This is a genomic window from Bradyrhizobium sp. AZCC 1678, assembly GCF_036924765.1.
In the GTDB taxonomy this organism is placed as follows: Bacteria; Pseudomonadota; Alphaproteobacteria; order Rhizobiales; family Xanthobacteraceae; genus Bradyrhizobium; species Bradyrhizobium algeriense.
The window spans coordinates 2,441,230-2,461,454 of record NZ_JAZHSE010000001.1; the positions used below are offsets into that span (position 1 = coordinate 2,441,230).

The 20,225-nt window shown below is 62.0% G+C and carries 16 protein-coding genes and 2 pseudogenes; 13 read left to right on the plus strand and 5 right to left on the minus strand.

From position 1 onward, the window contains the following. Positions 1 to 119: 119 nt before the first annotated feature. From V1294_RS11685 to V1294_RS11695, 3 genes are all read left to right on the plus strand, one after another. Positions 120 to 1,175 carry a glycosyltransferase family 4 protein gene (locus tag V1294_RS11685; protein WP_334497196.1) on the plus strand — a complete coding sequence of 352 codons (1,056 nt, stop codon included), beginning with the start codon at positions 120 to 122 and terminating at the stop codon, positions 1,173 to 1,175. Positions 1,176 to 1,219: 44 nt separating this feature from the next. After that, positions 1,220 to 1,909, plus strand: a complete 690-nt coding sequence (locus V1294_RS11690) for a class I SAM-dependent methyltransferase (protein WP_334497198.1) — start codon at positions 1,220 to 1,222, stop codon at positions 1,907 to 1,909. A gap of 122 nt (positions 1,910 to 2,031) precedes the next feature. After that, positions 2,032 to 2,649, plus strand: a complete 618-nt coding sequence (locus V1294_RS11695; protein WP_334477901.1) for a hypothetical protein — start codon at positions 2,032 to 2,034, stop codon at positions 2,647 to 2,649. Positions 2,650 to 2,877: 228 nt separating this feature from the next. Here the strand turns inward: V1294_RS11695 and V1294_RS11700 are convergent, their stop codons facing one another. Continuing rightward, on the minus strand, positions 2,878 to 4,542 hold the full coding sequence (locus V1294_RS11700) for an aminotransferase class III-fold pyridoxal phosphate-dependent enzyme (protein WP_334497200.1): 1,665 nt from the start codon (positions 4,540 to 4,542) through the stop codon (positions 2,878 to 2,880). 34 nt (positions 4,543 to 4,576) lie between these two features. Here V1294_RS11700 and asd point away from each other — a divergent pair, with 34 nt between their 5' ends. Together asd and V1294_RS37940 are read left to right on the plus strand one after the other, a co-directional pair. After that, on the plus strand, positions 4,577 to 5,440 hold the full coding sequence (gene asd, locus V1294_RS11705; RefSeq protein WP_334504609.1) for an archaetidylserine decarboxylase: 864 nt from the start codon (positions 4,577 to 4,579) through the stop codon (positions 5,438 to 5,440). A 75-nt stretch (positions 5,441 to 5,515) separates the two neighbouring features. Further along, positions 5,516 to 6,265, plus strand: a complete 750-nt coding sequence (locus V1294_RS37940; RefSeq protein ID WP_442895334.1) for an NUDIX hydrolase — start codon at positions 5,516 to 5,518, stop codon at positions 6,263 to 6,265. Between the two features lie 16 nt (positions 6,266 to 6,281). Here V1294_RS37940 and V1294_RS11715 read toward each other — a convergent pair whose 3' ends face one another. Continuing rightward, a complete protein-coding gene (locus V1294_RS11715; protein WP_334497202.1) occupies positions 6,282 to 7,823 on the minus strand; it encodes a FecR domain-containing protein in 1,542 nt (513 codons plus the stop codon). Positions 7,824 to 7,988: 165 nt separating this feature from the next. Continuing rightward, positions 7,989 to 8,132, minus strand: coding sequence for a hypothetical protein (locus V1294_RS11720; RefSeq protein WP_334497204.1), 144 nt, complete (start codon positions 8,130 to 8,132; stop codon positions 7,989 to 7,991). Positions 8,133 to 8,423: 291 nt separating this feature from the next. On the opposite strand from V1294_RS11720, the gene V1294_RS11725 reads away from it, so the two are divergent. The 3 genes and pseudogenes from V1294_RS11725 (at position 8,424) to V1294_RS11735 (ending at position 10,893) form a co-directional block, all read left to right on the plus strand. Beyond that, complete coding sequence (locus tag V1294_RS11725; RefSeq protein ID WP_334497206.1) at positions 8,424 to 9,137, plus strand: DNA helicase; 714 nt, start codon at positions 8,424 to 8,426, stop codon at positions 9,135 to 9,137. A 958-nt stretch (positions 9,138 to 10,095) separates the two neighbouring features. After that, a pseudogene (locus V1294_RS11730) lies at positions 10,096 to 10,294 on the plus strand (hypothetical protein); the annotation flags it as partial. A 146-nt stretch (positions 10,295 to 10,440) separates the two neighbouring features. Further along, on the plus strand, positions 10,441 to 10,893 hold the full coding sequence (locus V1294_RS11735) for a hypothetical protein (RefSeq protein ID WP_334497208.1): 453 nt from the start codon (positions 10,441 to 10,443) through the stop codon (positions 10,891 to 10,893). An 82-nt stretch (positions 10,894 to 10,975) separates the two neighbouring features. Here the strand turns inward: V1294_RS11735 and V1294_RS11740 are convergent, their stop codons facing one another. After that, positions 10,976 to 11,716 (minus strand): DUF2147 domain-containing protein, encoded by a 741-nt coding sequence (locus V1294_RS11740; protein WP_334497210.1) that lies wholly within the window; start codon positions 11,714 to 11,716, stop codon positions 10,976 to 10,978. A 209-nt stretch (positions 11,717 to 11,925) separates the two neighbouring features. Between V1294_RS11740 and V1294_RS11745 the strand changes: the two genes are divergently transcribed. The 5 genes and pseudogenes from V1294_RS11745 to V1294_RS11760 all read left to right on the plus strand — a co-directional run bounded on the left by V1294_RS11745 (position 11,926) and on the right by V1294_RS11760 (position 18,852). After that, on the plus strand, positions 11,926 to 12,783 hold the full coding sequence (locus tag V1294_RS11745) for a DUF2147 domain-containing protein (RefSeq protein WP_334497212.1): 858 nt from the start codon (positions 11,926 to 11,928) through the stop codon (positions 12,781 to 12,783). A 407-nt stretch (positions 12,784 to 13,190) separates the two neighbouring features. Beyond that, complete coding sequence (locus V1294_RS11750; RefSeq protein WP_334497214.1) at positions 13,191 to 14,468, plus strand: extensin-like domain-containing protein; 1,278 nt, start codon at positions 13,191 to 13,193, stop codon at positions 14,466 to 14,468. A gap of 592 nt (positions 14,469 to 15,060) precedes the next feature. Continuing rightward, positions 15,061 to 15,201: pseudogene (locus V1294_RS37945) on the plus strand (zinc-ribbon domain-containing protein); the annotation flags it as partial. A 141-nt stretch (positions 15,202 to 15,342) separates the two neighbouring features. Beyond that, positions 15,343 to 18,441, plus strand: a complete 3,099-nt coding sequence (locus V1294_RS11755; protein WP_334497216.1) for an ATP-binding protein — start codon at positions 15,343 to 15,345, stop codon at positions 18,439 to 18,441. Positions 18,442 to 18,633: 192 nt separating this feature from the next. Further along, the gene (locus tag V1294_RS11760) at positions 18,634 to 18,852 is read left to right on the plus strand and encodes a hypothetical protein (protein ID WP_334497218.1); all 219 of its coding nucleotides are present in this window, start codon (positions 18,634 to 18,636) and stop codon (positions 18,850 to 18,852) included. A gap of 81 nt (positions 18,853 to 18,933) precedes the next feature. Here the strand turns inward: V1294_RS11760 and V1294_RS11765 are convergent, their stop codons facing one another. After that, positions 18,934 to 20,043 carry a hypothetical protein gene (locus V1294_RS11765; protein ID WP_334497220.1) on the minus strand — a complete coding sequence of 370 codons (1,110 nt, stop codon included), beginning with the start codon at positions 20,041 to 20,043 and terminating at the stop codon, positions 18,934 to 18,936. Positions 20,044 to 20,225: the final 182 nt, after the last annotated feature.

A 20,225-nucleotide genomic window follows, 5' to 3' on the forward strand; every position in this document is an offset into this window, starting at 1 on the left:
TTACATGAAAAGCGTGGAGTTGGGTTTAAAAAACAACCTTACAGAACGATGACGTCATACGCTTGAAATATCCATGTCCCAACGTCGGATTTGAGAATCAATAATCTCGGGTCCGGGACATGAAGATACTGATCGCGACCGACGCATGGCATCCGCAGGTGAACGGCGTCGTGCGCACACTGACGTCGCTTAAGCGCAGCGCCTCAGCGCTTGGCGCCGACATCAGCTTTCTCACGCCTGACGGGTTTCCGTCGATGCCCCTGCCGACCTATCCCGGCTTGCGCATCGCGCTGCCGAACCGCCGCGAGATCGCGCGCCGGATCGAGGAAGCCGTGCCGGACGCCATCCATATCGCGACCGAAGGACCAATCGGCTGGGCGGCGCGCGCCTACTGCCGCCGCCGCAAGCTTGCGTTTACCACGTCCTATACGACGCGCTTTCCCGAATATGTCGCCGTCCGCACCGGACTCCCGCTCAGTGTCGGCTATGCTGTGATGCGGCACTTTCATGCCGCATCCTCCACAGTGATGGTCGCGACCGATTCGCTGCGGCAGGAACTTTCCGCGCGAGGCTTTCGCAAGCTCGGCTTCTGGACGCGTGGCGTCGACACCGAGCTGTTCAACCCGCATACGCCGGCAACGCTAGATCTGCCGCGACCGATCTTCATGACCATGGGCCGCGTCGCGGTCGAAAAGAATCTCGAAGCGTTCCTGTCGCTCGATTTGCCGGGATCGAAAGTGGTCGTCGGCGACGGACCGCAGAAGGCGCAGCTCGCGAAACAATACGCCGGCGCGATTTTCCTCGGCGAGAAGGAGGGCGCGGACCTGACCGCGCATCTTGCCGCCGCCGACGTCTTCGTGTTTCCGAGCCTCACCGATACGTTCGGCGTCGTGCAGCTGGAGGCGCTGGCGTGTGGCACGCCAGTCGCGGCGTTCCCGGTCACCGGCCCGAAGGATGTCATCGCCGATCATCCGATTGGCGCGATCGACACCGATCTGCGCAGCGCGTGCCTGCGCGCGCTGACGATGTCGCGCGAGGCCTGCCGGAATTTTGCGCTTTCGCGTTCCTGGGAAAACAGCGCGCGGCAGTTCATCGGCAATTTGACGGCGCTGCAGCCAAGCCGCGCGCTGCGGCCGGTGCGCCGGGCGCCCGCCGCGAGCGCCGTGCAGGGTTGAATATCAAACCAGTCATACGAGTGAGACGAGAAGGCAGGACCACCATGGCAGACATCATCAAGCTTGACGGTACGAGGCAGCTCGATTTTGACCGCGAAACGGTCGAGCAGGCCTATGATCGCTGGGCGCCGGTTTACGACCTTGTGTTCGGCGGCGTGTTCAGCAAGGGCCGCAAGGCGGCGATCCAGGCGACCAACAAGATCGGTGGCCGCGTGCTCGAGGTCGGCGTCGGTACCGGCATTTCGCTGCCGCTATACGCGCCGCATCTGCGCATCTTCGGCACCGACATTTCGGAGGCGATGCTGCAGAAGGCGAAGAAGCGCGTCGACGAGTTCGGCCTGAAGAACGTCGAGGGGCTTGCGGTGATGGACGCCGAAAACCTCGAATTCCCCGACGATTCGTTCGACGTAGTGATGGCGCAGTATGTCGTCACCGCGGTACCGAACCCGGAAAAGGCGCTCGACGAATTCGCTCGCGTGCTGCGGCCGGGCGGCGAACTCATCATCCTGACCCGCGTCAGCGCCGACGCCGGCATGCGCCGCTTCATCGAGCAGCGGCTGCAGCCGGTGGTGCGTCCGCTCGGTTTCCGCACGGCTGAATTCGCCTGGTCGCGCTATGCGCAATGGCTGGCCGGCGCGGGCGGCATCGAACTGGCGGAGCGGCGCCTGGTGCCGCCGCTCGGCCATTTCTCCCTGGTGCGTTTTCGCAAAGTCGACGTCGCTGCGGCAGCCTGACGCGTAGCGGCTGCTGTTGCGTCATCGCGTCGCTGCAAGCCGTCACATGTCAACATGATGATGTCACATGCCGGACATCGAATCTCAGTAGACACAAACCCGAAAGCATTTGGGGGTAGAGAATGATCAAGAACTTCCTGCAGGAACTGCGAACCCAGCGCTGGGACGACCATCGCTACTATCACCACAGCCGCATCAACCAGTCGCTGCACTTCGTCAGCGCCGCGAGCTTCCTGTTCGCCTATGCGATGCTGTTCTTCGATCCCGTGGTGTCGGCGCTGGTCGGCTGGCTGGTCTCTATGACGACGCGGCAGGCTGGTCACTTCTTCTTCGAGCCGCGCGGTTACGACCACGTCAACCACGCGACCCACGAGCACAAGGAAGAGATCAAGGTCGGCTACAATTTGCAGCGCAAGGTCGTGCTGATGGCGATCTGGGCGCTGTCGCCGCTGGTGCTGTATCTCGACCCGACGCTGTTCGGCCTGTTCACACCCTGGACCTCGACGGCGGACTTCATGCGCCAGGTGGCGAAGATCTGGCTCGCGGTCGGCATCGGCGGGCTGCTGTTCCGCACCGTGCACCTGTTCTTCATCCGCGACGTCGAGACCGGTCTGGTCTGGATGACGAAGATTCTCACCGACCCCTTCAGCGATCTCAAGCTGTACTATAAGGCGCCGCTGGCGCTGATGAAGGGCGAACTGATTGATCCGGGCCTGGAGAAGCACGTCAAGCACGCGTGAGTGTTGGGCAAGCGAAGAAGCCGACATGCCCGGCCTTGTGCCGGGCATCCACGTTTTTGGGCACCAGTTGTGAAGCCGTCATTGCGAGCGAAGCGAAGCAACCCACCTCTCCGCGCGGGAATAGATGGATTGCTTCGTAGCTTCGCCCCTTTGCGCAAACGCTTCGCGTTTGTCGCGGGCAATGACGAAGCGGGCAGTACGACCGTGATGGTTATCGAAAGTGCGCCCTTAGCGCCCGAACCTCTTGGCGAGCAGCTCTTTCAAAATCTGCCGCTTGATGTTCTTGTTGGTCAGCGCGACATCGTGCCACCACCAGCCGTCGCGCTTCATCTTCTCGGCGGCCGCGACAAAGCGGTCGGCGACTTCAGTGAAATCCGCGTCCGTGTAGTTGAGGCTGAAGATCAGCCGGCCGGTGCCGACCCAGCTCAGCGCCAGCCCTTCGGCGCGCAGATAATATTGAAGCATCCAGTTGTAGCGGGACGGCTCGGTATATTGCACCATCCAGATCGAGGAGATGTTGCTGACGCGGACGGGCAGATCGTTTGCCGCCAGCCGCGCGTTCAGCGCTTCGGCGCGGCCGTTCCAGGTCTCGTCGAGGCCCTGATAGACGGCGTTGAAATTGGGGCTGGCGAGGCGGCTGAGGAATTCATCCATCGCCGTCATCACGTAGGGGTGCGAGTTGAAGGTGCCGCGGGCGAAGCAGACGTCGGCGGGGCGGTCATCGCGAAAACGCCGCATCAGCTCCTTACGGCCGCAGACGACGCCGACCGGAAGTCCGCCGGCAAGGCTCTTGCCGTAAGTGACCATGTCGGCGCGGACGCCGAAATATTCCTGGGCGCCTTTGGCGGCGAGGCGGAAGCCGACGAAGACTTCGTCGAAGATCAGCACGATGCCGCGCTGGTTACAGACCTCGCGCAGCTTCTTCAGCCATTCGGTGTAGGCCGCGCGATCGAAATTGCCTTTTCGCGAACTGTCGACCAGCGCGGAGTCGCCGGGCGCGTTGGCGTTCGGATGCAGTGCCTGCAGCGGATTGACCAGCACGCAGGCGATGTCCTTGCGCGTGCGCAGCACATGCAGCGTTCGCTCCGACATGTCGGCCAGCGTATAGGTCTCGTGCGGCGAAACCGGATTGCCGACGCCGGGCTGCACGTCGCCCCACCAGCCGTGATAGGCGCCGGCGAAGCGCACCAGGTGCGTGCGGCGGGTGTGGTAGCGCGCCAGCCGCACCGCCTGCATGACGGCTTCGGTGCCGGACATGTGGAACGAGACTTCGTCGAGTCCGGAAATCTCGCACAGCCGGCGGACGTTGTCGGTGATGACGGGGTGATAGGGACCGAGCACGGGCCCAAGCGCGCCGGCGCGCTTTTCGGCTTCCGTGATGCACTCCTTGTAGAAGTCATTGCCAAAGATGTTGACTCCGTAGGAGCCGGTCAGGTCGTAGGACACATTGCCGTCGACATCGGTGACGGTGACGCCGGCGGAAGACTGCATGAAGGCGCCGGTGCCGAGATTTTCCCGGACCAGGCGGCTGTACTGGAACGGCACCCGGTAGCTTTCGGTGAACTGCAGATCGGAGATGTGCGCAGCCGCCTCGGTCGTCATCTGCCGGCCCTTGGCGTAGCGCTCCTGATAGAGGCGGGCGAGGCGGAAGAAGGCGTCCTGGCGCTGCGTGGCGACGTTGCCGGGCGCGCCGTCGGAACAAAAGAAGCCGTCGATATCGAACTCGTAGTGCGGCAGCAGCCGCGCGACCATTTTGGACATTTTGGAATGTCCGGTCAGCGAACGGTGCTTGGCGCGCGACAGCGCCAGCCGCGCCTGCAATTTGGGGAAGACTGCCGCGGTAACAGCGACCGCAGCGGCGGACAGCGAAAGAATCGGAAGGGACGAATCCATGCCTGAAGCGCTAGCCAATCCTGCTGACAGATTGATGACAATAAGGGGCCTGATCGCCCGCTTCACCCAGCAGGAGGATCTGAATTTCCTCCTGACCAACCGCATCCCGAGGGCGGCGCTGACGCGGTTCATGGGCTGGTTCAGCAAGATCGAGAACCCGTTCGTGCGCGATGCCTCGATCGCGTGCTGGCGGCTGTTTTCAGATCTCGATCTGTCGGAAGCCAAGAAGACCGAGTTCAAGAGCCTGCACGATTGTTTTACGCGCGAACTCCGTCCCGGCCTGCGGCCGGCCAATCCTGACCCCGCCGTCGTGGTCAGCCCCTCCGACGGCATCATCGGCGCCTTCGGCAAAATCACGGATACCGAACTGTTCCAGATCAAGGGCGCGCCTTATTCGCTGCTGGATCTGCTCGGCGATCCCGCGCTGGTGGAGAGCCATCGCAACGGCCGCTTCCTGACGCTGCGGCTGACATCGAGCATGTATCACCGCTTTCATGCGCCGTATGACGGCAAGATCGAGCGCGTGACGTTTATCCATGGCGACGTCTGGAACGTCAATCCGATCGCGCTGAAGCGGGTCGAGCGGCTGTTCTGCAAGAACGAGCGGGCAGTGCTCGAGATGCGCCTGCCGTCGGGCGAAGCGCTGACGCTGGTGCCGGTTGCCGCGATTCTAGTGGCCAGCATCCGGCTGCATTTCCTCGACGTCACGCTCAACGCGCAGAGCAAAGGCCCGACCGTGTTTCCCTGCGATGCCAATGTGCGCAAGGGCGACGAACTCGGCTGGTTCGAGCACGGCTCGACCATCATCGTGCTGACGCCGGAACATTTCGAATTCGCCGACAATGTCGTGGAAGGCGGGCGCATTCACGCAGGCGAGCCGCTGCTGCGAAAACCGTAATTCCTGATCTCGATTTTGCGGCCGCTTGCCGCTATATGGTCGCGAGATTCGAAATCGGGAAAAACGGGAAGAGAGATGGCGCGAACGCCCGTGCTGGCGGCGGGAGGCATTGTGCTGCGGCCGGCGGAGACGCCGCTGGTCGCCGTAGTGCGCCTGCGCAAACGCAATGAATGGGTGCTGCCCAAGGGCAAGCTCGACGACGGCGAGACGCCGCGCGCCGCCGCCGAACGCGAGGTGATGGAAGAGACCGGGCACGATGTTTCCGTGCACGAGTTTCTGGGCACGCTGGTCTATGAGACCAGCGGCGGCTCGAAGGTCGTGCACTACTGGCGCATGGAAGCGCGCGGCGGCGCGGTTCATGAGCTGATGCGAGACGTGAAGGCCGTGGACTGGCTGCCGCTTGCGGACGCCGTCGACCGGCTCTCCCGCGATTACGAGCGCGCGTTTCTTGAAAATGTAGGCCCGATTGCACTCTCCGCGGCGGCGCATGCCGCGACCACCCGGAAAGCACGGGCCAAACAACCGGCGCCGGAAAAGCGCCGGACGCGGCGAGCCGACGTCACAGCGCCTCCCGCAGTCACTGCTACGCCTGCTTCGTCCCCAACCGATCAGCCCTTGCCGCAGCTTGCGCAGCAAGAGGATGTGACTGACGTGATCGATGCGACCGCGGGTGCATCCGTCGAGGAAGCGCAGCCGGCCGTCACGCCGTCATTTGCGCCAGAGATAGAGCCGGTGGCCGTCGAACCGGCCGAGATGCAGAGGCGAGAGCAGCCGGGCAGAAACCTGCTTCAGCGCGTACGGGACTGGCTGCGGGGCGCGGCCTGATCCCATCCTCTGCGCACTACCGCAATTCCTTTGGCAGCGGCTTGCCTCGTTGCGGCGCGGTGGCTGGCCACCTCGGCGCGGCGGTCAGTCCCGGGCGCTGTATGGCGGGCGCGCCCTGAACGCCGGGCGCGCGCTGCAGTCCGGGCACGCCGTACCGATTAGGCAGTCCCGGCCGCCCCTGTGGCGCGGATTGCGCAGGCACTGGGGGCTGTTGCGGTTGGCCTGCGCGCGGTGGCAGGTCGGGCTGCGGTGGCAGATCGGATCGTGACGGCTGTCCCGCACGCGGCGGCAGTCCGGGCTGTGCCGGCAGACCGGGGCGTGACGGTTGTCCGGCCCGCGGCGGCACGCCGGGTTGATTGGGTGAGCCTGGCTGCTGTTGTCCCTGGCGGTTCGGCGCGCCTGGCTGTTGCTGATGACCGGGCCGGTTCAATTGACCCGGCTGTTGCGGCTGTCCGGGACGATTGAGCCGATCAGGCTGCTGTCCTTGGTTCTGTCCCTGGTTCTGTCCTTGGCGGTTCGGTACGGCCGGCAGCGGCGGCTGACCGGGTTGCCCCGGCAGGCCGTTCTGTCGCGGCTGGCCGGGACGGTTCAACTGACCGGGCTGTTGTTGTCCGGGCCTGACTTGTCCAGGCAGGCCATTCTGCCGCTGCTGGCCAGGCTGGAATTGCCGGATCGGCCGGTTCGGATTGACGAAGGTGGGATTGGCGCGGCGGAATTCGCGCTGCTGGAACACGACCTGCCGGCCGACATTCTGCATCGAGTGAAGCTGACGCACAAAGCCCTGGTCGCGCAGCATCACCTGCTGCGGGATTACCAGCGACACCGCTGCGAAGCGCACGCCGCCGCTACCTGGCCGGATGGTGAAGCCGCTCGCGCCCTGCGTGAGAAAGCCGAGCCGCGCGCCGGCGCGGTCGTTGACCTCGATGCGGCCGACGCGCCCGTCGGCGTCGGGATAAAGCTTGACCGCGACGTTGTTCGGATTGTTGGCGGCAGCGCCCTCCGGCACTTCGACGAGGCCGGTGGTGCCGCGAATGCCCAGCGTTGCCGTCGGCGTCGTGATCTTCATGTCGCCGGTTTTTGCCACCGAGGCGGCGACGAATGCGGCGGTGCCCTTGGCGACGTCGAAGATCGCCGCGTTGCTCTTGCCGCCGTCCTCATAGACGTAATTGTCGATGGTGATCTTCGTGCTCGCCTTGAGATTAAAGGTGGTGGCGTCGATGAAGGTGATGCCGAGCGCGGAATTCGCTCCAGTCTGCACCACGTCGTTGAGATAGATGTCGTCCTTGACCTTGAGCGGCGTGGTCTTGTCGTTGCGGATCACGCTGGCGCTGCCGGTCACGGTGGCGACGTTGCCGACCGGCTCCTCGGGCGCTTGCGCATCAGTGGCAGGCGTGGTGGCGGGATCGGGCGCGGTCGTCGCCGGTGCGGCCGGCTGCGAAGGCTCGGTCTGTGCCTGCGCCAGTTGCGTCAGCTCGGGCGGGCCTGCGAAAACTTCCGTCGCGCCCACCGTCGTGCCGCAGGCCAGCAGCGCAAGCGCGTAGGAAAGTTGGCGCGACATCGGGATTCCGTTCACGGGGGAGGCAGTAGGCGGGGCTCTGATTTCAGCGCCGTTAGCCTGAATGCGGGATGAACGCCGCGTTTGTTGTCACGGGAGGCCGAAACGAGAAAGCGCCACGTCCGGGATATACCGGGACATGGCGCTGTGACTTTAATAAGGAAATGCTCAGCCGCGCTTGTGCGGCGTCAGGTTGAGCGGCCTGGAGGGCTTTGCCGCGGGCGCGTAGTTCACGGGCGTGGCGGCGGCCGCCGGTGCGTACTGAAAGACGGCCTTGCAGCCATCGCTGAGCTGCGCGCGCTTCTGGACCATTTGTCGTCGCAAGCGCAAAATTGCTTCGTCGCAGGGGGAATTGTTTCGTCGCGGGGGCTCCCGCATGGCTGCCGCTCGAGCGGTTTCCACTACTTTTCCGCAACCTCGCCCAAGGTTGGCAATGTCTGTTCGGCACGGATCGGCTATAATCTGATTCTGGCGCGGCCCATGCCTCCCCCCTCCGTCGGGAAAGCATCATTCATGCGGGGCCATTGCGATCATCGAACCAACTGTTCGAGCACCAAGCATAAGGAGGGGTTGTGATCATTGCTCGCAATAGGAGGTTCTTCGATGAAGCTTTCTGCGCCCCTTTATCACTTGAAGCGTAAGGCCAAACTTCTATCCCGTGCAGAAAATATCCCGCTGCAGGAGGCGCTCGACCGCGTTGCCAGGCAAGAGGGTTTTAGCGGCTGGAGTTTGCTCGCAGCCAAGGTGACTGCCACCGCACCCGCCGAAAAACTGTTTGCGCGGCTGGCTCCCGGCGACCTGGTGCTGGTGGGTGCGCGCCCGGGCCAGGGCAAGACCCTGATGAGCCTTGAACTCGCCGTGCAGGCCGTGAAGTCCGGCAGTCGAGGCGTGTTCTTCACGCTGGAGTACACGGAAAAGGACATGCTGGATCGTTTCCGTGCCATCGGCGTGGCGCGCGAGGATTTTGCCGGCCTGTTTGAATTCGACAGCTCCGACGAAATAAGTTCGGATTACATCGTCAAGCGGTTGGCAGGCGCGCCTCGCGGCACCCTGGTGGTCGTGGACTATCTGCAGCTGCTCGACCAGAAGCGCGAGAATCCGGAATTGATGGTTCAGGTTCGCTCCCTGCAGTCGTTCGCACGCGATCGAGGATTGATCTTCGTCTTTATCTCCCAGATCGATCGCTCATACGATCCGTTGAAGAAACCATGCCCTGATCTGGAAGATGTCAGATTGCCGAATCCGCTGGATCTGAGCCTCTTCACCAAGACATGTTTTCTGAACAACGGCGAGGTTCAGTTCCGGGCGGCAAGCTAGGCCGCGGACTCGTTAGCGCGAAGCCATAGTCGTATCGACGCAAGCTGCATGGCCATGCTCCTCGGCTGAGTTACAGAGCACGAGAAGCATGCGTCAGCGGGCAGGCATTGGAATCAGGTCGGTATTCGGGCCGACTCGGACATGCCTTGATCTAGATCAACCGGGAAATGTGCCACTCCGTTTCCGTACGCCTCAGCATCCGTCAAAGGACCTTACTTAAAAAACGCTCAGCAAGCCATGTCGGCTTCGGCGCGCTAGCAAGTAGAACGAGCAGGAGAGTGGCGGCGCGCATGGTCTAGTCGATCCGACGTTTTCTACTGGACGGAAGGAGAAACCATGAAGACAGCTATGGATTCCAAGTACCGCAGGGAGATTTCCTCCGTACCGTTGCTGGATATGAAGAATCCGCCACGAGTCGAACCCGGCGGCGGCTAGTCGCGGCGGGCGGGTCGAGCGGGGCGTGCGCAGTTGCACGTCCCGCTGTCATTAAAGAAAGGACATCCCATGCACCCAGTAATCATGGCAATTGCGGTAAGCACTCAATTGGCGAGTACTCAATTGTTGACGCCCATTTCCGATGCCATCCCAAAACTCAACGTCGAAGCTACCTGCAGAGGATCGGTAGAAGCCGATAAAGCGATGGGTTTGGCCTTACCTCAAGGTTTCGACAAGTGCATGAGCGATGAGCATTCAGCGCGACAACAATTGGACCCGATTTGGTCTTCGTATTCCCCGGCTGTCAGAGCCCAGTGTGAGGGAGAGGCGACGGTTGCCGGCGAAGCGAGTTATGTCGATCTCTTGACCTGTCTTCAAATGAATGATGGATCAGTGACGACCTCGGCAAGTGCTTTGAAGGGCGCGAGCCGAAAGAAAAGGGCCCCAAACTAACCCGTATTATTGCCGCAACGCCGAAACGCCGGTCTTGTTGGGAGATAGCCGAGCGTGTCGGAGCCTTCAGATCGGCGCCTCCACCAGTAAGTTCGTTGGCAGGGCACTGAACTTGCGGCGCCCCGGCGATCTTGCAGGCCGTCGCCGGCGCAGGCGGTGCGATCGCCGCCGGAGCTGGGGGCGTGCAGTTGCAGAACGCCAACGGCGTCATCCTGCAGCTCAGTGGTGCCCGGATCGGTGCTGAAGTGTCGGCTGCCGTGGCGGGGTGACTATCACAATGCAACAAGAAGCAGGTCCGCCGACTGGAGTCCGAACCTCTGCAAACTTCATGTGCTGGGCGGCCTGGAACATCCAGCGGCGCCGAGCTTTGGGCCGGTGCGCCGGGCAAATCCTTGCATCACATTTGGGAGCTGCAATGATGAAGTGTACCAAATCGACGAAAGAGAAGCGAAACGCTGCCATTAGAAATGGCCTAATCGCACTTGCTGGCATGGGTGCGGTGTTCGGCAGCGGTGCACTGGCGCAGACACCGCCGGTCGCGCCCACCGGCTCGGCAGTACCGGCATTTGGCGCACTGGTTGGCCGGTGGGCGCGAACCGAAGGCCCATATGTAATCAACATCAGTGCGGTTGATGAAAACGGCAAGCTTGACGCCAGTTATGCCAATCCGAGGCCGCTACCTTTTCACACCGCAGAAGTTACCCGCGACGGAAACGCGCTCAAGCTATTCTTTGAATTACGCGCTGGCGGTTACGGCGGCTCAACTTACACACTCAAATATGATGCCGCGAGTGACAGTCTGAGAGGCGTCTACGACCAAGTTGTCGTAAAGCAAAAGTTCGACGTGGTTTTTAATCGTACGAAGTGACGGTACCCGGCGCAATTTGACGATGCGCATAAAGAAGGCCCTGTGGCGAACCACAGGGCCTCAAGTCTCGGGGAGAAGGTAATCAGCTCACGCGCTTCCAGGTCTGGCCGCCGCAGAACATGCCGCCGAAGGCGCAGCCCTGGACCTTGAGCGTATTGCTGCTCTTCAGCGCGATCGTCGAGTCGTAGTTGCGGCCGCTGTCGGGATCATTAATTCGGCCGGTCCACTTGCTGCCCTGCGGCTTCATGTTGATCAGGATCCTTGCGCCGGTGTTGACGGAATAGCCGCACAGATTGGCGCCGCATTCCTCGATGCGCACGTTGCCCTTGTTCTCTTCCGTCGCCCAGATGCCGATCGGCGAGTTTGGATCGGTCGCGGCGGTTGCGGCCACCGGGGCCGGCGCGGGCGCGGGCGCGGTAGCGATCGGCGCGGGCGGCGGAGGCGGAGCGGGCGGTGCAGCTTCGGTCCGTGCCGGTGTCGCGGCCGCAACGGTCGTTGGAGCGGGCGCGGGCGTCACCGCAGTCACGGCGGGAGCGGGGGGCTGCGGCGCGGCGGCCTCGGCCGGAGCGGGTGCTGCCGGTGCGGCCGGCGCGGTCGCCACGGCGTCATCGTCGTCCTTGCGCTTGGAGCCCATGCCCTTGAGATCGACATTGCCGAGCGTGCCGTTATAGCCGGGCGCGGTGATCTTGACGCAGGAGATGGCGTTGCAGTTGCGCGGCGCTTCAACGCGAACGCGCTCGCCGTTGATCTGGAGCGTAATTCCGCCGGCATGCGCCGAGGTGGTGGCCATCAACAATGCGGCGAGTATGTCGAGCTTCTTCATGACAGGCTCCTGAGCGGCTTGTGAGCGCGTGGCGGTGAATGTGCGCGGACCCTACGCGGCGCGAGGGAGGCGTTCTGTGATGTACGTCACAAGACGCCTCGGGAGCGCCACAGCCGGAAGCACCGCGACGGCGCGGCTCGGTGATTCAAATCACATCCGGTCAAGGCTCCCCGCGGCTAGTTTTCCGCGTCACCTGCGGGGAGGCTTCGATGAAACGATTTTGTTTTCTCGCCGTGCTGATCACGCTCAGTTCTTCGGCCTATGCCGCCGGGATTTCATTCAACGTCGGCCGCCATCGGGTGCAGATCGAATCCTCCAGGCATTGCCGTTCGGTCTCGTGTGCCAGGATGTCGATCTCCAGAAACCTCGACTGGCGCCGCAAGCGTGACCGCTACGACGATGAGCGCGACGCGGCCGTACCGGCGAAGCCGGTGCCGTCCGCGCCGCAGACGGTCGCGCCAACTGCGCCGCAGACGATTTCGCCGCCCGCACCGCCGGCGATCACGGCGCCGGCCAAGACCATCGTTGCCGTGCCGCCGCCGGCCGTTTACACGATGGCCGCATCGAGAGGCCAGATCGTCGATGCGCCTCCGCCACCTCCGCCGCCAGCACCGCCACCCGTTCAACAGGGTTCGATTCCGGTGCCGCCGCCCCCGCAGGCCGCGCAACCGGTCGAGACCGCGCAGCCTGCGCCGCAGGTCGAGCGCATCGCGCATCGGGCCGAGGAAGAGCCGTCTGATTCTCCGATCGGCGATTGGCAGACCGAAGGCAAGGGAACGGTGCGGATCGCCAAGTGTGGCAATGCGCTGTGCGGCTTTCTGCTCGGTTCATCGAACGAGAAGGGCGAAGCGATCCTGATCAACATGAAGCCGAAAACGGACCGGCAATGGACCGGCGGCGTCTACAGCCAGGGTTCTGGCGAGACCTATTACGGCACGATATCGATGAAGGGGACCAACACGCTGCGCGTCGAAGCCTGCGCGCTCGGCCGCTTCTACTGCTCCGGCAACAATTGGAGCCGCATCACGCGCCGCGCCGACAGCCTAGTGACGTCATGGCAGACATAGTCCGGGCAGCGCTCTTAGAGCCTTCATCGATTCTTCGCTCTTGACGCTAAGTCAGCTCACGAAAACGCCCGATGACATGGTCACCGGGCGTTCAGGTCCATCTCTGGACGAGAATTCTAGAACACGCCAAGCACAATCGCGCCGACAAAGGCGAGTGCAAGATACGCAGTGACAACGCTAAGTCTGCTCACGAGAGGACTTGCGAAATCCATTGGGGACAGCTCCCTGGGTTCACGTCGTGCCCGCACATAACACTTTAGGCTAGCAAAGCGTTCCCGGCCCAAAAAGTCAGCGTTGCTGTCCCTCCATCGGCTCTCCACGGACGGCAGCTCCCGGAAACATGGTAAAAAATTCGTAAAATCAACATGTTGAAGAGTCTTTAAATAAATTAGTTGAACGTGCGGGCGATGACGCGCGGAGTTCGTTTGTATCTCGTCGGCTCCTTCGTCCTCGTCTCGTTAGCGGGTTGTGGCCGCGGATTTTTTCAGTCCGCCGAGCGCGAACCGTGGCGCGCCGAGGCCGAAGTCGCTTGCCTGAAGTCCGGCGCGGTCAAGGAGAGCCCGGAATTGGTCCGGATCGACCCGATTTCCGGTCCCGGCGTATGCGGCGCGGAATATCCGCTGAAAGTGGCGGCGCTCGGCGAAAACATCACCAGCTTCGGCTTTGCCGACGAAAGCCTGCGGCCTCCCGGCAATATCGGCAACCAGCCGCGCTGGCCGATCACGCGCGCGCCGGCGGCGGCTGCGCCCCAAGGAAACTATCAAGGAAACTATCAAGGAAACTATCAGGGAAGCCATTCGGGAAACTATCCGGCTCCGGCACCGCGGCAGCCGACCTATGTCGCGCCGTCGAACGGTCCGATCTCGCTCTCCGCGCCGGGCGTCGGCCCGCAGGAGGATGACGTCGACCTGCCGCCCGAAGGCACGCCGGCATCGCGCGACAGCGGCTATATGGCGGCGCCGTCCTATCCGCCGCGCGAGCGCTACCCGGCGCCTTCTTCCGCGCCATATCCGCAGCCATCCTATTCGCCACCGCCGGCAACGCCGGCCGCGCCGCGGCTCGGGCCGGCGCAGGGCAATTCCGTCAGCGCCTTCGGGCAGGTCTCGATGAAACCGGCGGCGACGCTGGCGTGCCCGATCGTCTCGGCGCTCGACCGCTGGCTCACCGATTCCGTGCAGCCGGCGGCGATGCGCTGGTTCGGCGCGCGCGTCGTCGAGATCAAGCAGATCTCGGCCTATTCGTGCCGCGGCATGAATGGCAATCCGCACGGGCATATTTCCGAGCACGCCTTCGGCAACGCGCTCGACATCGCGGCCTTCACGCTCGCCGACGGCCGTCGCATCACGGTCAAGGGCGGCTGGCGCGGCATGCCCGAAGAGCAGGGCTTTCTGCGCGACGTGCAGGGGGCCGCCTGTCAGCAGTTCAACACCGTGCTGGCCCCGGGCTCGAATTCCCATCACGAGGATCACATCCACGTCGACCTGATGCGCCGTGCCTCCCGCCGCACCATCTGTCAGCCCGCGGCGGTGTCGGGCGATCAGGTCGCCGCGCGCGCCGGGCAGCGTAACCCTTACGGGTCACGCGATCCCTACTCGACCGGATCGGTCGGAGCCAAGAAGTCGGTGTCGCGCTGGTTCAGGGGCAACAGCAAGGTCAACGAGGAAGACGAGTTCGAGGATCATTGAGGCGTTCGCGGCTTCGTGAGACAGATCAGCAGAAGACGTAATCCGCCGACCTCAATGCCATCGTCCGAAAAGCCTGTCGGTGGGTAGCTGTGGCCGCAACCCTCCGCCCACACGATCATCCAAAAATTGTGGATTAGCTTCTCTAGTCCGTCCTGCTTTGAGCGTGCGCTCATAAATCGGGACGTTCGGATTTGCGATAAAATGTCCGGCTTGTCCCGAATAACGACGCAAGAGCTGACACGCCCGCAGACCAAGGTTTGGGCGAAGAGCGGCTCATGGATGAGCAAGTCTCCAGTTCTGAAATTCTCCCGATTGAATAGACCGCCTCGTAGACCGTCCAGGAGACCTCTCGGCGGCGCTCAACGGTCCGATTAGTTCGTGCGAGGCATTAAGGGAGTGGGCTCTGTCCCAGTCAAAGCCAGCGCATGCGCGCCCGGCACGGTTACAATGTCAGCGAAGCTCTAATGCCGTCAGACAGATCTCGGCGGCTCTGGATCGACTGGGGCCGTCGGCGTAGCCGGTCGGCCCAAAATACCAGCTTGTTGACAATGGTGTTCGACGGTACCGTGGTCACGATTTTTCAGGGACCTAAATGATTTGCCAGAGTTGCCAGCACGAAAACGGCCCGGCGGCGAAGTTCTGCGAACAATGTGCTTCTGTGCTGGCACGCGTTTGCACGAACTGCGGCACTCAAATTGCGCCGACGGCGAGGTTTTGTTCACATTGCGGTCATTCAACGAGCCAGAGCGTCGCAAATCAGAGCGTCGCAAACTACCTGTCTGCGCGCTCTGAGGCGTTGAAGCCACAGACTGCCCAGCCCCTCACAGCGAACATTCTCACCTCCACCGCCGAGCTTGGGGGTGAACGAAAACAGGTGAGCGTGCTGTTCGCAGACATCACGGGCTCACTGGCCCTGATATCCGGCCAGGATCCGGAGAGCGCGCAGGCGATCCTCAATCCTGTGCTCGAGCAGATGATCGATGCCGTCCACCGTTATGAGGGGACCGTCAACAGGATCCTGGGTGACGGCATCATGGCGATCTTTGGCGCGCCGCTCGCCCATGAAGATCACGCCGTGCGCGCCTGTTCCGCCGCCTTGATGATGCAGGACGCCGTGGCCAAACTGGCGGACCGCGCCAATACGCCGCTCAAAATTCGCGTTGGGCTCAACTCGGGCGAAGTTGTCATCTGTGCCATCAGCAGCGAGCTCGACATGGAATACACCGTTGTTGGTGAGGCTGTGCACGTGGCCGCTCGCATGGAGCAGATGGCGGAGCCCGGCTCGATCCTGACGACGAAGAAAACCATTCGGTTGGCCGAGGAATACGTCATGGCGCGATCGCTCGGTCCGCTGCCGGTTAAAGGGCTTGCCGAGCCCGAGGAGGTCTATGAGCTCATCGGTGCGGGGCCCGCGCGCACCCGTTTGCAGGCCGCAACGATTCGCGGCCTGACCCTGTTTGTCGGCCGCGAGGCGGAGCTCGATGAGCTGCGCCGCGTACAGCAGCGGGCCGATACGGGGTCGGGCCAATTGGTGGCGATCATCGGCGAGGCCGGCATCGGCAAGTCACGGCTTGTCTATGAGTTCACGCATACAAGCCGGCTGCCTGGTCTGCTTGGCTGGCTCGTGCTCGAGAGCACGTCGCTCTCGCACGAAAGAGCGACCAGTTACTTGCCCGTGATCGAGCTTCTCAAGAGCTACTTTGGAATCCAGGATCGGGACGAGCTTGATGAGATCCGCCAAAAGGTGGTCCAGAAAACCATCGCGCTCGACGAGCGGCTGGCATCGACGCTTCCCGCGCTATTGGCTTTGCTCGATATCCCCGTCGATGACCAGGGCTGGCACGCGCTCGATCCAGCTCAGCGTCGGCGTCGCAACATCGACGCCGTAAAGGCTTTGTTGCTGCGGGAAGCACGCAAGCAGCCGGTCCTCTTGATCTTCGATGACCTCCATTGGGTGGATAACGAAACGCAGGAATTGCTCGATGCCCTGGTGAGTGCCATGGGGTCGGCATCCCTCATGCTGCTCGTCAGTTACCGCCCGGGCTACCAGCACAACTGGGGGAGCAGGGAGAACTACCATCAGATCCGGCTAAGCGCGTTGCCCAGGCGTGACACCGGCTATCTGCTGGAGGCGCTGCTTGGCGAGGATCCCGGCATTGCTCCACTCAAGCGGTTTCTGATCGCGCGGGGTGGCAACCCTTTTTTTATCGAAGAAACCGTCCGCTCTCTGGTGGAAACCCAATATCTTGTCGGCGAACGCGGTCATTATCGATTGATGAGTCCGACCGCGACCATTCAGGTTCCACCGACTGTCCAGGCCATCTTGGCGGCGCGAATAGATCGGCTTCTTCCCGGTGACAAGAATCTTCTGCAGATCACTTCCGTCGTGGGCCGGGAGATTCCGTTCGCCGTGCTCCGAGCGATGGCCGATCTGACAGAAGGCGCTCTGGATGGCGCGCTCGATCGGTTGCAGGCGGCTGGCTTTCTCCATGAGACCAGGTTTTTTCCGGACGTCGAATACGCGTTCGTACACGCGCTCACCCACGAGGTGACATACGAGGGCTTGCTGCGGACGCGACGGCGCGCGCTGCACGCGCGACTGGTCGACACGATCGAGACTCTGTATCGGGATCGGATCGGCGAACACATTGAGCGTCTCGCGCAACATGCGGTTCGCGGGGAGTTGCCGGACAAGGCTGTTCGATACCTGCGACAGGCCGGACTGAAAGCGCTCTCGCGGTCGGCGCTCGAGAACGGGCGAGGCTGGTTCGAACAGGCGCTCGCCGTCCTTGAGAAGCTGCCCGAAAGCAAAGAAAGTATCGAACTTGCTATCGATATTCGCTTCGATCTGCGAAACGCCCTTCACCCCTTGGGACACCTCGAGAGCTGCCTGGATCACTTGCGGAGGGTGCAGGATCAGGCGACCCGACTCGGCGACAAGCGAAGGCTAGGTCAGGCTTCATCATTCATGTGCCAATACTACCGCTTGCTGGGCGAACTGGGCCCGGCGATCGAGGCCGGTGAACGCGCCATGACCATAGCGGACGAATTGGATGATTTGTCGCTTCGGATGATCGTTAGCGGGCACATAGGAGCAACGTATGCTGCCACAGGCGATCATCATCGCGCGTCACAGGTATTGGGCCCGGCCGTTCACTGCCTTCGCGGCGATCTCGCCGGAGCCAACATGGGTACCCCCGGGGTACTCGGGGTTTTCATGCGCGGATATCTTGCATGCTCGCTGGCCGAGCTCGGTGAGTTTGGTCGCGCACTAGCCTGTGCGGAAGAAGCCGTGGAAATTGCCCGAGCAGCAAACCAAGTCTATAGCTTGGCGTTTTCCTATTACAGCATCGGAACCGTCCTGGTGTTTCAAGGCAAGGTATCCGAAAGCATCGCTGCCCTTGAGCAGGGCCTTGAAATTTGTCACTCATGGATTCTTCCACTGATGCTGCCGCTGATCGGCACCTCGCTCGGACACGCTTATTACCTAGCCGATCGCGTCGACGAATCCATCGCGCTTCTGGAGAAGACCGAAGCTAAGTCGAACGAAATGCATCGCTGGGGCGGATTCGCGATGATTTTGGTCCGCTTGGGCAAAGCGTATCTTCGCGGTCTGCGCATCGCCGATGCCGAGCGATGCGCCCGGCGGGCGCTCAGCCTTTCCCGCAAGCATGGTGAACGGGGCTACGAGGCTTACGCGCTCCGATTGCTTGGTGAGCTTGGTCTGAGAGGCGACCCAGCCTTCTTGAACGAGAGCGAAGCAAATCTTCTCCAAGCTCTCCAAAGGGCCCAAGAGCTCGATCTGCGACCGCTCGTGGCGCAATGTCACCTTGGACTCGGAAAGCACTACCGATTCATCGACCAGCAGGCAAACGCCGAACATCACCTCGACAAGGGGGCCACTCTGTTCCGCGAGCTGGGTATGCGACACTCCCCTGAAGAGCAGACTCTGTGTGGTAGCTGCTCGCCCTGAAGCGCGGTGGCATTGAGGCAATCCCCACCGCGCTTCAATTTGTCGATTGAGCGTGAACTCCCGTCCCGCTTCGGGTTTAGATCATGCTCAACGACGCTAGTCTCGCATCGAGGTCTCAATCTCAATGCCGCTGACCTCAAGCCCGCAAGAGTGGGCTAATGCTCGCAGCTCGAGCTTAAGTGCCTCGAGCTGATGGCTATCGACGTCTCCATCGATCGTGATAGTGGTTACGGTCTGATCCTCGGCTGCGCCACTGCTACTTACTTGCCTTCTTTTTCTTGGCCTTTTTTGCCCTTGCAGCTCTTTCGGCGCGATCCTTTTGTGCGGCTTTGGTCGCTTTCCAATTTTTCTCAAAATCCTTTACTCCGGCCTGAAATTGACGAAGCAACGCTCGCGTTTCCGGGCTCTTAGGTGTGACCGCCACCCGAATATACGTTCGACCCTTGCTTACTCTCTTGAAGACTTGGATGTACGCCATATGCTTTTGCCCCTTTAAATTGCTTTCAAGCGGCCCCGACGAGAGGCTGCCGCTTGCCAAGCGTTCATGATGTTATCTGAGAAATCGGACGCGTGGAAGATGCGCGGCGCTCCGTCGAGGTCTCGCAGCATGTACCAATCCGGTGCGGCGTCGTAGCTGTCCTCGATGTCGACCGGCAGATCTCGCGCCAGACGGACGAAAGTTTTCGCCATGTTGTGTTTTCCAACCAGATCAAAAATATTGGTCGCCGACGAAAACCGGCCCGCGTTGATTTCCGTGATGCAGGGAATGCCGCGCGTATTCTCCTTGAGATCCACGCTGAAGACGCCGGATGCTTTTGCATCGAGCAACCTGATGGCCCGGACGCAGGTGTCGACGATTTTCGGTTCGACGACTGTTTTTGCAAGGGCTGCCACCGAAGAGACTTGCGACGGTTGACTGCCCATCCCGAGATAGGAAAGCCGTTCATACGTCTTGATCAGTACCAGCTCACCATCCTTCCAAAGGCTTTGACAGCCGAAATCGCGGCCTGGCAGGTACTCTGAAAGTACAAACGAAGTCACGGGTATGCCGCGCATTTCTTTCCAGTACCGAATCCAGCCGCGCGCGTGCTCGGGCGTCCGTACCGGCAGGGCGCCAAGCGCGCCGGCTCCGCTTCGAACGCGGCACCAAAGGGGTCGCTTCCCGCCAAGTTGGCGGAAAATCCCGGTGATGTGCCTCATATCCTTCACCGGGTAGCTCGCGGGCGCGTCGATGCCGTTGCTGCGCAGGAGCTCAATGAGACGATACTTGTCCCGGCAGATGTCGACCACGGACGCCCGCGGCAGGAACAGGTACTCACCCAGACGGTTACGCGCGCGCGACAGATCATCTACATCGGAATCAACGGTCGGAATAATGAGATCCAGGCATTCGGTCTCGGCGATCCATTGCAGTGTCTCGGCCCACTCCGGATGGTTCGCGGGCGGAACGAGATAATGTCTGTCCGCGTCGGATTTCTTCAGCGCGAACTGGTCGTCATTGCAGCCGACTATGAAGACAGGCCCGTCACCCGTTCGCAGGCTGCGGGCCAGATTGTTGCTCGGAGCGTTACCAGCGTTCGTAAAAAGCAATCGCGCAGTCAACTCACTTCTCCTGCGTCTGCCAGCGAGAGGTCGCCGACAGGAAGACACTATGGATAATAAGAACAGGAAGACACTATGGAACATAAGACATGAAAAAGACATTCAATTTCCGCCGGCGCTTCGCCGGCGTCATACCGGCGCCTCCCGGCGATCGATGCATCCACTCCCTTATGGTCCTGCGG

Excerpts from the sequence above, each read along its gene's own strand:
- V1294_RS37940 (WP_442895334.1), top strand. The coding sequence starts at position 5,516 with ATGGCGCGAACGCCCGTGCTGGCGGCGGGAGGCATTGTGCTGCGGCCG.
- V1294_RS11725 (WP_334497206.1), top strand. The coding sequence starts at position 8,424 with ATGAAGCTTTCTGCGCCCCTTTATCACTTGAAGCGTAAGGCCAAACTT.
- V1294_RS11700 (WP_334497200.1), bottom strand. The coding sequence starts at position 4,542 with ATGGATTCGTCCCTTCCGATTCTTTCGCTGTCCGCCGCTGCGGTCGCT.
- V1294_RS11685 (WP_334497196.1), top strand. The coding sequence starts at position 120 with ATGAAGATACTGATCGCGACCGACGCATGGCATCCGCAGGTGAACGGC.
- asd (WP_334504609.1), top strand. The coding sequence starts at position 4,577 with ATGACAATAAGGGGCCTGATCGCCCGCTTCACCCAGCAGGAGGATCTG.
- V1294_RS11695 (WP_334477901.1), top strand. The coding sequence starts at position 2,032 with ATGATCAAGAACTTCCTGCAGGAACTGCGAACCCAGCGCTGGGACGAC.
- V1294_RS11735 (WP_334497208.1), top strand. The coding sequence starts at position 10,441 with ATGATGAAGTGTACCAAATCGACGAAAGAGAAGCGAAACGCTGCCATT.
- V1294_RS11760 (WP_334497218.1), top strand. The coding sequence starts at position 18,634 with ATGGCTATCGACGTCTCCATCGATCGTGATAGTGGTTACGGTCTGATC.
- V1294_RS11740 (WP_334497210.1), bottom strand. The coding sequence starts at position 11,716 with ATGAAGAAGCTCGACATACTCGCCGCATTGTTGATGGCCACCACCTCG.
- V1294_RS11715 (WP_334497202.1), bottom strand. The coding sequence starts at position 7,823 with ATGTCGCGCCAACTTTCCTACGCGCTTGCGCTGCTGGCCTGCGGCACG.
- V1294_RS11720 (WP_334497204.1), bottom strand. The coding sequence starts at position 8,132 with ATGGTCCAGAAGCGCGCGCAGCTCAGCGATGGCTGCAAGGCCGTCTTT.
- V1294_RS11745 (WP_334497212.1), top strand. The coding sequence starts at position 11,926 with ATGAAACGATTTTGTTTTCTCGCCGTGCTGATCACGCTCAGTTCTTCG.
- V1294_RS11750 (WP_334497214.1), top strand. The coding sequence starts at position 13,191 with ATGACGCGCGGAGTTCGTTTGTATCTCGTCGGCTCCTTCGTCCTCGTC.
- V1294_RS11690 (WP_334497198.1), top strand. The coding sequence starts at position 1,220 with ATGGCAGACATCATCAAGCTTGACGGTACGAGGCAGCTCGATTTTGAC.